The organism is Acinetobacter sp. 1125_18A, from assembly GCF_052824985.1.
Window position 1 is genome coordinate 1 of the sequence record NZ_VTDG01000025.1, and the last position, 14371, is coordinate 14371.

The window sequence follows — 14371 nt, forward strand, 5'->3', positions numbered from 1 at the left end:
CAGGCCTGCTGATCGTGGTTGATTGTTATTATTCAAATCTGCAACAGCGTAGACTGAAAAATCCAGTAAGGTATTCACAGCAGTGGTTGGTGTCAGTGAGTAAGTACTTCCACTGGCATATTCACTTTGTAAATTACTGTCCTGATAAAGCTGATAAGGTACAAACTCATTCTGCTGGGCATGTTTCATCCGCCGAGAATTATTTGACAAGTGATCACCACCACTCAACATGACCTGTACAGGCAAACGTGCAGTACACTGGATATTCCAGCTTTGAGCAGTATTAATGACTGCTCTAGTTAACCTCCCCTGCACCACAACAGGATGGCGACCAAAATCAAGTCGTTGCTCAACATTACTTAATCCACAGCCATTTTGGATGGATGCTTGTACTCTAAAAGTTGCTGTTGTTTCAGCACATACACTCTGTACAGCCAGCATCAGCAGAACACTTAAAGCTATTTTTTTCATGATTTTGTTCTTTAAAATTCAATGGTAATTGGAATAGTGTCGGTATATTGTCCAAGCGAGACTGACCGACCATTATTAACAGTTTGACCCATGAGATTAAGCGTCTGCGGCTGACCATTGTTGGTCAAAGTGATGGATTGATTGGGCCTTAACGCTTCCCGAGCAATTCCATATAAGATGTTGTAGGCAAGGAAATCTGTGCCATTACTGATGGCACGAAAATAATTTGCACCAAAAGGTGCTGGAACCTTACTATCATTTTGCCCAGCACCAAAGGTAACTTTTATTGGGGCATTGCCAAGGCATTGAATGGTCAAACCCGAGGTGGAGCCCTGACTTAAGTTGGTCTCTATCACCTGATTAAATGCAGCTGTGGTTTCTCCGAAATTCAGTTGACCGAAATTCAAGCCATTGGTTCCATTACTCACAGACTGATTATTAATCTCACAGGATGACTCCAGTTCAATCTGCACATTTAACTTGGCTGCCAACTGCGCAGCTCCAACGAATGACGAAACAAAACTACAGGCCAACAATCCCACGCATTGTTTAAGCAACAAATGCATACGTTCCTCCTTAAAACAGGCTTGTTCAACAACAAACCTGTTCACTGTTACGTATACTGATTAGAAATTAACGGTCACCAATAAAGTGTCTGTATAATCACCTTGTGCTTTTGCAGTGCCGCTATTTGCAGCAATTGCACCAAAGATTGGAACATCTTGAGCTACACCTACCGCAGCAGTGAAAGTCTGATTTGTATTAATAGCATATGGATTGGTACGTGCTGCATCACGATAAACGTTATAGCTGACTGTATCCGCAGCAGTTGTATGTTTAAGACTACGATCAGTGCGTAGACCACCATCAATTGCAACAGTAAAGTCAACAGGCGTTGTACCGTCACATTTTACGTTTAGATGGCCACTCGTCGCTGATGAAGCAACTTGAGCCGTAAGGGTATTGGTCCAAGTACCAGAAGTTTTACCGAAATCCAATTCACCAAACTTGTTGATATTCCCATTCACAGTAGAACCTTCAACAGTACACCCCGTTGAAACATTCAGCTTGACATCAACTTGACCAGTAACAGCGGCTTGTGCAGTCGCGATATACCCTGTGCCCAACAATACAGAAAGTGTTAGTTTTGTAAAAATATTCATATTAAATCCCATGATATGTATTATTTATTAACTTTTACACAAGAAGTGTGAAAGCATTTACATAATTGCATGTGATAAATATGGGTTCAATAAATACACTGGAAAATACTGGAAATTAAATTTAAGTTTTTATATTTTAAAATAAATTTCAAAATCAATATGAATTAAATTATACCAAAGATTTAAACATATAAAAAACACTAGAATAATTAAACTTATTATAGATATTCTTTTAATATTATTTAGCTAAAAATCTCAGATTTATCATAATACAAAATAAAAAAAACCCATTCAATTTTCAGGGGGAGAATGGGTTACGATATAGCATTATAGAATGCTGACCGAAAAAAGACAGAATTATAAAAAACTATCAGTTTAAATTTTAACGATTAAGCTCAAATATCAATTCATAAAAATTCATTCCCTTCGTATTCTTCCAATACAGATCTCTCTTCAACGCTCAACGAGATATGCAAACCTAGTTTAGCAACGGCATGATGAAGAAAGTCATTTTCCATAATATCCAAATAAAAATGACTTTCTCTACTTACTTCCTCATAAAGCCATGTAAGATCATTTTTATTATCTTTCATACAACTCTTTTTAAAACTACTCAGCTCACAATCAATCTCATTCCTTAACATTCCAATAAAATGTTGACGGGATGCCTGATTATTTACTACATAAAAAAAATGAGAGTTTTCACCCATTCCTTTATGAAAAATCATTTCATAGATCTTCATCATACACACCCACTATTGATGAGTAGCGTTCTTTATAGCTCAATAGGTTAATAAAAAAGCTCATATTCCAAATTTGCATATATTATTTATCACCAACTTTATAATATTTCAAAGTTAAGTATTTAATTTAACTGAATTAAATACACAGCAACGATAAAGTAAGCATATAATTATTATGAAATTATGAGCCTAACCAAACCTACCAACAGTCTTCATTTTGAATCAACATTCACCATGCAATATCAAACAAAAAATATGTTAGTCGATGAAAAAAAATAACACCAATTGTAAATTAAATAAAAAAATCTTTTACTTATCTATATTCTAGATAAGACACAATAAAAATACAAAACAATAGAATAAATTTATATTTTTTGAGAAATTAATCATATAAAATTAAATAAAATCTTTGCATCAACTAAAAACAACATTTTAATCTCCACCAATCAAAAAATTAATTAACTATTATGTGATAATTAATTATTATAAAAACCTTTTAAATGCAAATAAAAAACTCAAAAAAATAAAATAATTTTTCAAAAAAACAATCAAGCCTTAAAACATAAAATATTACATTAATATTCAATAAATTAATCTTATCCATTAAATAACAAAGATAAGCCTCATATAAGTATAAACAACCCGTAAAATTTAAATATAAATAAAAAACAATCCACACCAGAGTTTTATTCATGTATAAAACCTGATAAAACACACCTTAAAATTAAATTATCTTATCTACACAAAGATGAAATATCAAATTAAAAAATGGCGAAACCGTACTGTTTTTATATTTAAAAATAACTTAAAAAATATTCAAGAGTTCACTAAAATGATTGATCAAATAATACAACCAGATCATAAATCTGAAATTCAAATAACAAGTTGGACAGAGGATTTTATTTTTGAAAAAGATGAAATAGAAATTTATTTTCAAAACTTTTATGGTGATTATTCTTGGTTTTCATTTGAATTATATCCTTTTGACAAGCAAAATAAATCTGATTTAGAAAAATAAAAAAAAATTGATGGATAAGTTAAGCTCATATTCTTTTTAAACCAAAACATGAGCCTGAAATATGTTTAAGCAAAATCTCAGTGATGTAAATGATCAAATCATTTTCACGAAGATTGTTAATCAGTCATTTATAAGCTGAGTGTAAGTATTCTTCACTTTGATAACCGTCTTATAATGAAGTAAATCAAGCGTTAAATTGATAAGAATAAAACTTTACCCAATCGTTCACTTTCATAGATCAAAAATGATCATGGGAAGTGAGTCATAATTGGTATTGAACCTTCCTTCTCGCGTTGGGAAAGGACGATGATGAGAGCACTTTTGTGTTGATCTATACTTTTAAAAAGAACTTATAAAAGAAGCCTATTCAAAATATCACGTTAAAAATCTTATCTTAATTGTCTTTTCGGTATTGGCGTAGCGTATAGCCTGTATGCTTTTTAAAATAACGGCACATATAGGAAGCATCATTAAAATGCATCTGGTCAGCAATCACTTGAATTGAGAGTGTATTCATTTTAAGTCGTTGTTTAAGATTAACAATCACCAGCCGATCTATCAACGTTTTAGGGCTATCATTAAAAAATTGCTTACACAATTGCGATAAATAGTAAGGACTAATGTTTAAGGCTTGTGCATAAAATAAAACCTCCCGTTCAGCGTGACAATGTATTGCGATCATTTCCCAAAACTTCCAACATAATCTTTCTTTTCTTGTGTACTCATTTTTCGGAAGGTTCTTTTTGTGATTGACGATTTCAGATAGCATCAGAAAAAAATTTTGCAAGTGATTGCATAATAGTGTGCGCTGATACTGTTCTGTAGACTTGATCATAAAATCGGTTTGAGATTGCCAGATCTTGATTAAACCTGCCTGTTCGGTATTGGGGGAAAAATGTGGCATTTGATTGAGATAAGCAAATAAAGCGTTTGGTAAAACAGCGGCAACTTCAGCAGCAAAATGACGATTGAATATACAATAATTGCAAGAAAAATCAGCCGATTGGTTTTTTATAATAGTCAATGAATCTTCTGCAAGAACCAAAAAATCACCTGCTTGCAAATGGTAATTTTTAAACTGAATGCTTAAATCAGCATGACCTTGTGTAACAAAAATAAGTGAACAATAGGCTAACAGCAAAGGCTGGTTTAACGAATCACTTAGATGACTTGTCCCCCATAAATAATCTTTTGCATTTTGACGCAGACAATTTAAATCACTTTGCATTTTGAATAAAATTTATTAAATATCTGCCTAATTATAATGATTTTGTTTTTAAAAGTACCGAAATTGCCAAAATATGCGCATAGGAAGCAGTTCCTAAAATGCCTATAGTTCATTTTGAAATATGATGAATTTTATAAGAGGCTTTAAAAATATGATTTTGACAACTGAACGCTTAGTTTTACGACCTTGGCATGAAAGTGATGCAGAGAGTTTATACGAATACGCAAAAGATGAACGCGTTGGGCCAATTGCGGGGTGGCCTGTACATGAAAGTCAGGCACAAAGTTTAGAATATATTCAGACAGTTTTTGCACATGATGAAGTCTATGCGCTTGCGAAAAAGCAAGACAATCGAGCCATTGGCATGGTCGGTCTACTGATTGGGCAAGACAGTAATTTTGATATCGCTGATAATGAAGCAGAAGTTGCTTATTGGATTGGTGTACCCTTTTGGGGAAATGGTTTTATTCCTGAGGTTGTTAAGGCAGTCATGCAACATGCCTATGAAGATTTGCAATTACACGCTTTATGGTGTGGTTACTTTGCAGATAATGAACAGTCACATAAAGCACAAGCAAAATGTGGCTTTAGGCATCATCACACTGAAACAGATAAATATAATCAGTTTCTAGCGGATTACCGTACAGAGCATATCAGCTATTTATCACGTGAAGAGTGGGTCAAATTGCCTGCACATTACAAAGTAAGCAAATACATGGATTAGAATCAATTGAAGTTCACCACCATCAGAGATATTAATAAATTAAGATCATCTTCTAAACTATTCGTATGAAGCGAGAGAGCTTATTGATCTCTCTGATGCTGCTATATAATTAAATTATTTGAAGAAATTTAAAGCAAGGGCGAGATTCGACCCTTACTTTAATAATTCAAATTCACCACAAGTAACGCCAACGCTGCTGGAATCGCTTGTATATAAATAATTTTCTTACTCGCAGTCAGACCGCCATAAATCCCAGCAACCAATACACAGCCCAAAAAGAAATTTGCCAGTGGCAAGGCATAGATTGCAGGTGCACATAAAGACCAAAATAAGCCTGCCGCTAAAAAGCCATTATATAAGCCTTGATTTTGTGCCATGACTTTAGTGAGCTGTGCTTTTTCAGGCGTATTGCCAAATGCTTTTAAACCGTATGGTTTATCCCATAAGAACATCTCTAAAACTAAAATATACACATGTAGTAGTGCAATTAAGGCAATTAAAATTTGTCCAATCATCGTTTTTTTCCTTATTTTTAAAAACACTGATAGATCAGTCTTACAACTGATCTATGTCAGATACATTTATCGTTTTAATAACACCTTGCCTTGGCGTGCACCTTCTGTTGCTCTAGCTGCTGCTTGTTGGATTTGATCAAAACTAAATACGCCTTCAACAGGCAATACTAATTTTTTCTGAGCAGCTAAAGTCAACAATTCTACAATTAACTCTTTTTTGCGTTCTGCAGACAATTGCTTATTGACCACACTTGCCCAGAAACCTTTGACTGTCGCTTGTTTAAAAATAAGATCACCTGATGAAATTTGCATCAGTTCACCCGTCATACTGCCAAATGATACCAAGACACTATTTTCACTGAGTAAAGCCAACATTTCACCGCTGGCTTTCCCGCCAATCGAATCTACCCCAGCAATTAAAGGTTGATCTGCATGTATCGCTTTTACTTGATCTTTCCAATCCGCTTGATCAGTCGCCACTACATTTTGAATACCTAAACCATTCATTTCTGCAACCGCATCACTACGGCGAACCAAATGAATGACTTTTTGACCGCGAGCGTGCGCAATCATCGCAACGGTTTTACCAACAGCGCCATTGGCTGTATTTTGGATAAGCCACTGATCTTGTTTTAAATCAATAAAATCTAACAGCATCAGTGCACTAATCGGCATGCCAATCAATTGTGCAGCAGTTTCATCGTCTATTGCGTCAATTAAAGGCACAACACCATGTGCAGGCGCAATAAAGTATTCAGCCCAACTGCCGTGAACTGCGGCAACTGCAATACGTTGCCCAACAGACACTGCATCGACACCTTCACCGACAGCATCAATCACACCAACTGCTTCACTACCTCCAATTGCAGGAAGTGCCGGCTTATAGCCATAACTGCCTCTCACCGTCCAAATGTCATGATTATGCATTGGAGATAAAATCATTTTAATACGAACTTCGCCCGCTTTAGGTTCTGGCTTTGGCATGTCTGCTGATGCTAATACGTCGACAGGTTCGCCAAAAACATGATGAATAATACTTTTCATTTGTTGTTCCTATATAGGTTTTAGTAATTGCTGTGTAGTTTCTAAAGCCAAATAAAGTGGTTGTTTGTTCTGTGCAAGTTTCGCCAATAAAGCTGCACCTAACCAGAGTTGATACATCGTTTGTGCCATTTTCTCAGGCTCAATATGTTGTGGAATTGAGCCATCCTTCTGTCCGTCAATAAGTAAATTTGCAATGCGTTCTGTCAGCTTGGTCACACCAAAATTTAAAATCTGACGCATATCTTCGGATAAGTCAGAGACCTCTGCTGCAAGTTTTACAATCAGACAATTCTCAGCCCAGCCACCATCGTTATGGCATGGATCATCAATCCATGCTTGCCAAAGCGCAACTAAGCGCGCATAAGCACTCTGCTCTTCTTGTAGAATCAATTGATCTATTTTCACTTTATAATCAGCAAGATATTGCTGTAAAAGCGCACAACCAAATGCTTCTTTGGAAGAAAAGTAATAATAGAACGACCCTTTGGGTACACCGCAAGTCGTTAAAATTTCCTGTAAGCCAACTCCAACAAAACCTTTATGTAATACCAGCTTAAAACTGGTATTTAAGATATGTTGGCGAGTCGCTTCACTTTTATCTGATCGTTTCATGTACACACTATAAATCAATAATAGACCAGTCGTCTATAATTTTATTAAAAATTACTCAAGAAATTTAGTTGAGGGTTTTGAGTGCATTTTAGGGAGTAAATTGGATTGTTATTTTAGCGAATGGCTGAAAATATCAGCCATCCTTCGATTTATTTAAAATTTTGCGCGTAAGGTGAGCGTTGCATTTCGAGGATTACCAAAGCGAATAGTTCCATCACTATAAATTTGTGAATAATATTCTTTGTCAAAAATATTATTGATATTTAATGCAATATTCACTTTATCACTTAATGGGTAGCTCGCCACCAAGTTAGCAATCGTATATCCAGGCTGACGATAAGGATGTTCGCTATAACGACCCACTTTCCAAGTACTTTGATAATTTGCACCGCCGCCTAGGATTAAATTATTTGCAAACTTATAAGTCGCAAATAAACGTGCAATATGTTCAGGCGTATCCTCATTAAAAACCAAACCTTGATTTGTAGGATCGTTCGCATATTCCGTAGTATTGTATGTGTAGCCAAAACTCAAATTAAGATTGGGTATAATTTCACCACGAATCTCAGTTTCAATCCCTTTACTGATCACCTCACCTGATGCAACATTACAATAAGCCTCACCACCATTAAACGGACATTGCCCTTTCGTGCTTTCATCTCGTATTGATCGATTAATTTGATTGGTTTTAAACCCTGCAACTGAAGCAATTAAACGATCATCCCAAAGCCCTGCTTTTAGCCCAATTTCATAAACATTACCCTGTACTGGATCAAGTAATGTCTCATTACGATCTTTGACATTTTGCACAACAAAGGTATCGGTATAACTCGCATATGCAGTCAATGCATTATTGATATCGTAAGTAAGTCCAAAATATGGTGTCAAAATATTTGATTTCTTATATTCATTGACACTTTCATAATTACTTTGGCGCACACCTGCAATAACTTTGAGCGGGTCAATAATATTTAAGCGAGTAGTGAGATAGAATCCAGTCTGACGCACCTGATCAACGCGGGTATTCTGATAACGTGGTGCGATATAAGGTAACTGATAAGGACTATAATTTTTAATATTAACGTATAAATAGTCACGTGATGGTGTTTCACTTCCACCAACCAAACTATAATCTTCTAGAACTTGATCCCAACTTGTCCATGCACCTGCAATATTACTCTTACTGTGATTTCCACCGAATACCAAATCATGCTCACGACCGAATAATTGATATGTTCCTTTTGCAAAAAAATCGTAAATATCTAATTTTTGCTCATAGTTATATCCGTACTTATAAACAGTTGCTAAAGCATTATCAGCACTTGTGGTTTTTGGAGCCACACTCAATGAAGTAAATGCCATATCCATTGCATAGTTTGCCTTCATATAACTGGCTTTTAGCTCCCATCCATTATTAAATTTATGGCTAATATCTAAGAAAGCTTGTGTATTGGTTTTATCCCAAAAATCTCTGTAATCACAACCACAGTTAGAATTATCGATGCCTATTTTGGTTCCATTGAAATAGTTAGGAATTGTATTGACGGGAACTGCATGTTCACCTTGACGTGAATATCCAATATTCAATAACGTATTTTTAGTTAAATCACTACTCACGATTCCATACAAAACATTAGAATCACGAGTAACAGATTTCATAAATGAATCACCATCTTGACCTGCCACCACTAGACGCCCACGCACGCTTCCAGATTGATTCAATGGACCAGAGACATCCATTTCTCCACGTACAGTGTTCCATGAACCATAACTTACAGCACCACTCGCCTGAAAAACCTCCGTTGGCTTTTTACGAATAAGATTAATTGCACCAGAAGGTTCTCCTGATCCTTGCATCAATCCTGCTGCCCCACGTAATACTTCAATACTTTCAATGGTTGCCATATCTGGTTTAGATGAGGTGACATTACTTGCATTTACAGCAACACCATCATATTGCAATATATTTGAGTTCCAGCCATCTCCAACATTAAAGCCTCGAATAGAAAAGTTGGTCCTCTCCGTATTGTCCCCTGTTAGCAAAATCCCAGTTGTATTTAATAGTGCATCACCCAAATTTGTCGCACCCATATCTTCGATTTGTTTGCGTGTAATCACTGAAACAGATTGTGGGGTTTCTTTTACACTCAAATCGAGTTTAGTAGATGTACTGGCATTCTTTTTAGTGTAGTTATTTTCTGTATTATTTTCTGCGGTGACAACGATCATGGGTAAAGCATTTGTTTGCTCTGTTGTTGCTTCCGTCGCAGCATAAGCTGTCCCAATCCAACAAGTATAAAGTGCAAGATAAATTGCACTTTTAGCAAAGATTCGATTTTGAGAAATCCATTTATTCACGAAATAAAACTCTTAATCTAAATAAAAATCATTATCGTTATATTTCACATAAAAACAACATATATCTCTACATTCCTCCATTATTTTCTACTTCAAATTCGTTTTGTTAGACAAAGATATAAAATGAACAGCCTCTCAATCTGAAAGGCTAAGAAGAAGATTTCTAGATGACATTACTGAATAAACTTTGACATGGCGTGATGTGTATTCCTCACCTCAGCGTAAATCATGTCATTGTATTTATTTGATAATTATCTTAAAAAACATGAAAACTAATAAATAATAATTAATACTTTTCAAGCAAACCAATGATTCCAGTTGCGATCATATCAATCGCAATTGTGCCGATTAACAAGGCAGATAAACGTCCAACAATATCAAAATAGCGATCAATATATTTTGCATGGCTATAACGTAAGTGATCATGCCCATACTTCATAATCATTAAAATGCCACAGCTGATAAATAAGGTAAAAGCAATCAACACAGCGGATTCGAGTAAAGACATACTCGCTCCTGTTACGACAGCCGCACTGATTGTGCCAGGACCAATCATAAATGGCATCGCCATGGTACTGGCCAAATGTGCAGGTGTTCCTCGCATTTCTCCGATCGTATCCGCGCCTTGAAATACAAAACGATAGCCAATCACTAAGAAAATTAATCCACCAAAAATCTGAAATGATTCAAAACGAACATTTAAATAAGTACTAAAAATTGCTTCGCCACCCCATGCAAAAAGCATAAAAACCACATAAGCAATCAAGGCACCTTGGGCTAAACCTTTATTGAATACATGGGTTTCAGTATGGCGAATCATCCCGATCATATAGATACTCATTAAAAACGGATTGAGTAATGAGAAAAACAAAACAAATGGATGGATATAATTTGAAAACATAATGGCTTTCCATAAAACAAAATCAGGAAACAAAATCAAAAAAAGAGCTTACTTTGCTAAAATTGTACTTCTCCACAAGGGGATACTTTGTCTAACTAATCATTAGAATTGTAAATTTTATTAAGATTCAGCAACTTATTTTTACAAAAAAATATAATCAGGACTTACACAAACGGGGTTCAGCAACGAGTCAAGGACTTGCATATATGAAACTAATAGAGATATTAAATAATTTTCAATGTCCATTTATAAATGGAATTTTTCTGCACAATGGAGAAATATTTGTTCTCAATTATAGAAACAAGGATAACGCAACTGTGGATATCGTAAGGAAATTAAATTTCTTTGATGACGAAGTGAAGAAAGCAGATCTCATTGATTTTGATTATATGGGGCAGATTCGTTATGCAGACTACCAGATAAGATATGGTGAGGCTAGCTTTGGTGGGGATGGTGTGGTCGGTCTGTTTTTAAGAAATGAGTTACTGTGGTTTTTGTTTTTGGAGAATAGTAACCCTTTTTGTAAGGCGATTATTAAAGACCATATTGTTTTTGTTCAAAGTACGAATGGAGTGATATTCTCAATCCCAATCGATAATCCTCAGCTGTTGCAGGTTATCAAAAATCCGGATTTTTTATAATTCGACTTTATAAGCAGAAGTTTTATATGAAATAATTTTTTGATGTTTTTGCTGAATTGTTAGGATCAATGCCTATCCATTGCTTTAGTCACCATCCTAATACCCTGTTTCTTATCTCAGTATTTTTTTATCATTCAGTTTGGCGTTGCGCCCTGCTAAAACGAATTTAGCTAAACAGACACAACTGTTATTCTCAAGCCTTTTGATTGATTTATATACGTTAAACTTATTACATAATTGCATCAGATCTCATACATTTTATTCATGATTACCCAACACATAAAATTCACAAAAAAACTAAAATTATAATCAATTGATATTTATTAAAATTCTATGACATTGAAATCTTAAATGTAACCTAGCGTTATATTTTTTAATCATTTCTGCTCATGATGAATTTTTTTTGATTGTGTTTTAAAGAGATTTTTTAACACTGTCATTCATTAGGATTAAGCCATTTATGTATAAAAGAAAAATCAAACCACTTGAAATCGATGATGTCGAAATTATTGATTATGATAAGACTAAAAAAGCCATTAAAGCCGCAGCTTTAGGGAATGCCATCGAATGGTTTGATTTTGGTGTGTATGGCTATGTCGCTTATGTATTGGGTAAAGTCTTTTTCCCAAATTCATCACCCAGTATACAAATGATTGCGGCCCTTGCCACCTTTTCTATACCCTTTATATTTCGACCTTTGGGTGGATTATTTTTCGGACATTTAGGCGATAAATATGGTCGTCAAAAAATTCTGGCAATCACCATTATTATCATGTCGGTCAGTACCTTTGGTATTGGTTTGATTCCATCTTATGAAAGTATCGGGATTTGGGCTCCTATTTTGCTGCTCATTGTAAAAATTGCTCAAGGCTTTTCGGTCGGAGGTGAATATGCTGGAGCAGCAATATTTGTAGCTGAATATTCTCCAGATCGAAAGCGTGGTTTCATGGGAAGCTGGCTGGATTTTGGTTCTATTTTAGGTTTTGTTGTTGGAGCGGGCGTCGTTTCAATGATCAGCTTTTCCATGGGCGAAGCCGCCTTTGTCGATTGGGGCTGGCGTATTCCTTTTTATTTAGCACTGCCACTGGGATTGATTGGCTTATATTTACGTCATTCTTTAGATGAAACACCGACTTTTCAGGCGCATGCAGAAGAACAGTCACAATCTAAAAAACCGCAAAAAGTGGGTTTCAAACAAATTTTCCGTGAGCATAAGCGCAGTCTACTGGTCTGTGTTGGTCTGGTGCTGTGTACCAATGTCACCTATTACATGCTACTCACCTATTTACCAAGTTATTTCTCACATAACTTAGGCTATTCAGAAAATCATGGTGTTCTGATTATTATTGCAGTAATGGTTGGAATGCTCTTTGTACAGCCGTTTGTAGGCATGCTTAGCGACAAGATTGGTCGTCGCCCATTTGTCTTTGCAGGCAGCATTGCCCTGATTGTCTTGTCATACCCTGCCTTTATATTGCTTGCCACCAATAATGTTTACTTAATTTTCTTGGGACTGTTGATGTTGGCACTTTCACTCAATATGCTGATTGGAATAATGGCTTCAACCCTACCCGCATTGTTTCCAACTGAAATTCGTTATAGTGCACTTGCAATCGCGTTTAATATTTCTGTGGTGATTGCAGGTTTAACCCCAACCATCACAGCGACATTGGTTGAAACCACTCAAAATATTATGGTGCCTGCCTATTATTTGGTAATTTGTGGTTGCTTTGGGGTGATTACTGCGATTTATCTTAAAGAAACAGCCAACTTACCGCTCAAAGGTGCAAAACCAATGGCCGTTGATACTGAAGAAGCTGAAGAACTTCTCGAACAATATCATGGAAATATTGAGCAAAAAATCGAAAAAATTGATCAAAAAATTGAAGAGTTGCAAGAAAAACGTGATCATCTCGCCAAGCAACATCCTGATATTGATTAATGGTCTTAAATGGGCTTATTCAATATGATGTTATTGGATAAGCCTCTAGCTTAGATTTATTATTCTTTGTAGCAAGTAAAACATAAGGATGCTGGAGTGGATGATATAGACGCCACGAGAATATTAAAGTGCCCAATGAAATTGATTGAGCGTTTTATGACATAAGTGTCGTACTATTACAGGATAAGACAATATGGCAGAATTAAAGAAATCATCTTTTTTTCTTACGCTTTTTTATTTTGCTGTTTCTTTTTGAAGAAATAATTTTTCCAGTCCCCAATCCACGGAAAAAGTAATTGCCAAGATAAATGAATAAAAGAAAGAAATAAAAAATAGGAGAGATACTGAACAAGCTCATGATCAATTCCCAGAACAATACGCCTATTCGATAGTTGTAACTCCATTCTATGAGTGCACCTTTACGACTACCACTTTGGAATGAAATTTCATCATGAACAAAATGCCAAATACTGCCAAGAAAACATAAAATAAAAATGCTCGAAACTAATGTTTTTTTTGATTATTGGTTTTTCTAACCAAGGATATTTATATGAAGAAGAGAATTCGAATTGTACGAATAAACTGTAAATCTTTTTTTGAAAGTTTTCCTGAATGCCATACTTTTTTAAGAATAACCAGCAGACATAACAACTTAAGAAAAACATAATCACTGTAATGTATATACTAGAAAGAATAGTAAAAAATGGTAGTGGTCCTTTTGTACCCACTGTAATCAACAAATTCTGTGTGATGTACTTATAAATGGAATATTGCCAATCATTTCTTGGATATGCGGGAAATAACAATAAAGGCGGGATAAATAGAAGAATTGAAAGTTGCAAAAGTAATTTATTTTGTCTTTTTTGCTTTACTTGATATTCTTGCATTTCTGGTGATAGATAAGGCTTTTTAGACATTTTTAACTTTAAAATTTAAAATCATTTTACATTTACTAAGATCTAACTTTACATTAACCCTTTAAAAACGTACAGCTAAAAAACTATTGAATAA

Annotated in this window: 14 protein-coding genes and 1 pseudogene; 4 read left to right on the top strand and 11 right to left on the bottom strand. The window is 35.1% G+C overall.

Translation table 11 applies throughout. The features are described 5' to 3' along the window. The 4 genes from FY049_RS21570 to FY049_RS21585 form a co-directional block, all read right to left on the bottom strand. Positions 1-471, bottom strand: a 471-nt coding sequence (locus tag FY049_RS21570; RefSeq protein WP_446084359.1) for a Csu type fimbrial protein, incomplete at its 3' end; no start/stop codon positions are given. An 11-nt stretch (positions 472-482) separates the two neighbouring features. Beyond that, entirely contained in the window at positions 483-1037 is a 555-nt protein-coding gene (locus FY049_RS21575) for a spore coat protein U domain-containing protein (RefSeq protein ID WP_446084360.1), read from the bottom strand. A gap of 60 nt (positions 1038-1097) precedes the next feature. Further along, positions 1098-1634: a Csu type fimbrial protein gene (locus FY049_RS21580; protein ID WP_446084361.1), complete on the bottom strand. Its 537-nt coding sequence runs from the start codon at positions 1632-1634 to the stop codon at positions 1098-1100. Between the two features lie 407 nt (positions 1635-2041). Then, entirely contained in the window at positions 2042-2377 is a 336-nt protein-coding gene (locus FY049_RS21585; RefSeq protein WP_262781965.1) for a hypothetical protein, read from the bottom strand. Positions 2378-3125: 748 nt separating this feature from the next. On the opposite strand from FY049_RS21585, the gene FY049_RS21590 reads away from it, so the two are divergent. After that, a complete protein-coding gene (locus FY049_RS21590) occupies positions 3126-3395 on the top strand; it encodes a hypothetical protein (protein WP_446084362.1) in 270 nt (89 codons plus the stop codon). Positions 3396-3789: 394 nt separating this feature from the next. On the opposite strand, the gene FY049_RS21595 is transcribed toward FY049_RS21590, so the two are convergent. After that, the gene (locus FY049_RS21595) at positions 3790-4623 is read right to left on the bottom strand and encodes a helix-turn-helix domain-containing protein (RefSeq protein ID WP_262781963.1); all 834 of its coding nucleotides are present in this window, start codon (positions 4621-4623) and stop codon (positions 3790-3792) included. A 151-nt stretch (positions 4624-4774) separates the two neighbouring features. On the opposite strand from FY049_RS21595, the gene FY049_RS21600 reads away from it, so the two are divergent. Next, complete coding sequence (locus FY049_RS21600; RefSeq protein WP_446084363.1) at positions 4775-5347, top strand: GNAT family N-acetyltransferase; 573 nt, start codon at positions 4775-4777, stop codon at positions 5345-5347. 158 nt (positions 5348-5505) lie between these two features. Here the strand turns inward: FY049_RS21600 and FY049_RS21605 are convergent, their stop codons facing one another. The 5 genes from FY049_RS21605 to FY049_RS21625 all read right to left on the bottom strand — a co-directional run bounded on the left by FY049_RS21605 (position 5506) and on the right by FY049_RS21625 (position 10777). Continuing rightward, positions 5506-5862, bottom strand: coding sequence for a DUF1304 domain-containing protein (locus FY049_RS21605; protein WP_056516432.1), 357 nt, complete (start codon positions 5860-5862; stop codon positions 5506-5508). A 66-nt stretch (positions 5863-5928) separates the two neighbouring features. Then, on the bottom strand, positions 5929-6906 hold the full coding sequence (locus FY049_RS21610; RefSeq protein ID WP_446084364.1) for a zinc-binding dehydrogenase: 978 nt from the start codon (positions 6904-6906) through the stop codon (positions 5929-5931). A gap of 9 nt (positions 6907-6915) precedes the next feature. After that, complete coding sequence (locus tag FY049_RS21615; protein WP_262781961.1) at positions 6916-7518, bottom strand: TetR/AcrR family transcriptional regulator; 603 nt, start codon at positions 7516-7518, stop codon at positions 6916-6918. A gap of 153 nt (positions 7519-7671) precedes the next feature. Further along, positions 7672-9876, bottom strand: a complete 2205-nt coding sequence (locus FY049_RS21620; protein ID WP_446084365.1) for a TonB-dependent siderophore receptor — start codon at positions 9874-9876, stop codon at positions 7672-7674. 286 nt (positions 9877-10162) lie between these two features. Then, positions 10163-10777, bottom strand: coding sequence for a MarC family protein (locus FY049_RS21625; RefSeq protein WP_004722279.1), 615 nt, complete (start codon positions 10775-10777; stop codon positions 10163-10165). 206 nt (positions 10778-10983) lie between these two features. On the opposite strand from FY049_RS21625, the gene FY049_RS21630 reads away from it, so the two are divergent. Beyond that, positions 10984-11418 carry a hypothetical protein gene (locus FY049_RS21630; protein WP_056516442.1) on the top strand — a complete coding sequence of 145 codons (435 nt, stop codon included), beginning with the start codon at positions 10984-10986 and terminating at the stop codon, positions 11416-11418. 460 nt (positions 11419-11878) lie between these two features. Continuing rightward, positions 11879-13360, top strand: a complete 1482-nt coding sequence (gene proP / locus FY049_RS21635; RefSeq protein ID WP_056516445.1) for a glycine betaine/L-proline transporter ProP — start codon at positions 11879-11881, stop codon at positions 13358-13360. 211 nt (positions 13361-13571) lie between these two features. On the opposite strand, the pseudogene FY049_RS21640 reads toward proP, so the two are convergent. Next, positions 13572-14277: pseudogene (locus FY049_RS21640) on the bottom strand (hypothetical protein). Positions 14278-14371 lie beyond the last annotated feature (94 nt).

Coding starts and splice junctions, on each gene's coding strand:
- FY049_RS21575 (WP_446084360.1), bottom strand. CDS start 1,037: ATGCATTTGTTGCTTAAACAATGCGTGGGATTGTTGGCCTGTAGTTTT.
- FY049_RS21580 (WP_446084361.1), bottom strand. CDS start 1,634: ATGAATATTTTTACAAAACTAACACTTTCTGTATTGTTGGGCACAGGG.
- FY049_RS21585 (WP_262781965.1), bottom strand. CDS start 2,377: ATGAAGATCTATGAAATGATTTTTCATAAAGGAATGGGTGAAAACTCT.
- FY049_RS21590 (WP_446084362.1), top strand. CDS start 3,126: ATGAAATATCAAATTAAAAAATGGCGAAACCGTACTGTTTTTATATTT.
- FY049_RS21595 (WP_262781963.1), bottom strand. CDS start 4,623: ATGCAAAGTGATTTAAATTGTCTGCGTCAAAATGCAAAAGATTATTTA.
- FY049_RS21600 (WP_446084363.1), top strand. CDS start 4,775: ATGATTTTGACAACTGAACGCTTAGTTTTACGACCTTGGCATGAAAGT.
- FY049_RS21605 (WP_056516432.1), bottom strand. CDS start 5,862: ATGATTGGACAAATTTTAATTGCCTTAATTGCACTACTACATGTGTAT.
- FY049_RS21610 (WP_446084364.1), bottom strand. CDS start 6,906: ATGAAAAGTATTATTCATCATGTTTTTGGCGAACCTGTCGACGTATTA.
- FY049_RS21615 (WP_262781961.1), bottom strand. CDS start 7,518: ATGAAACGATCAGATAAAAGTGAAGCGACTCGCCAACATATCTTAAAT.
- FY049_RS21625 (WP_004722279.1), bottom strand. CDS start 10,777: ATGTTTTCAAATTATATCCATCCATTTGTTTTGTTTTTCTCATTACTC.
- FY049_RS21630 (WP_056516442.1), top strand. CDS start 10,984: ATGAAACTAATAGAGATATTAAATAATTTTCAATGTCCATTTATAAAT.
- proP (WP_056516445.1), top strand. CDS start 11,879: ATGTATAAAAGAAAAATCAAACCACTTGAAATCGATGATGTCGAAATT.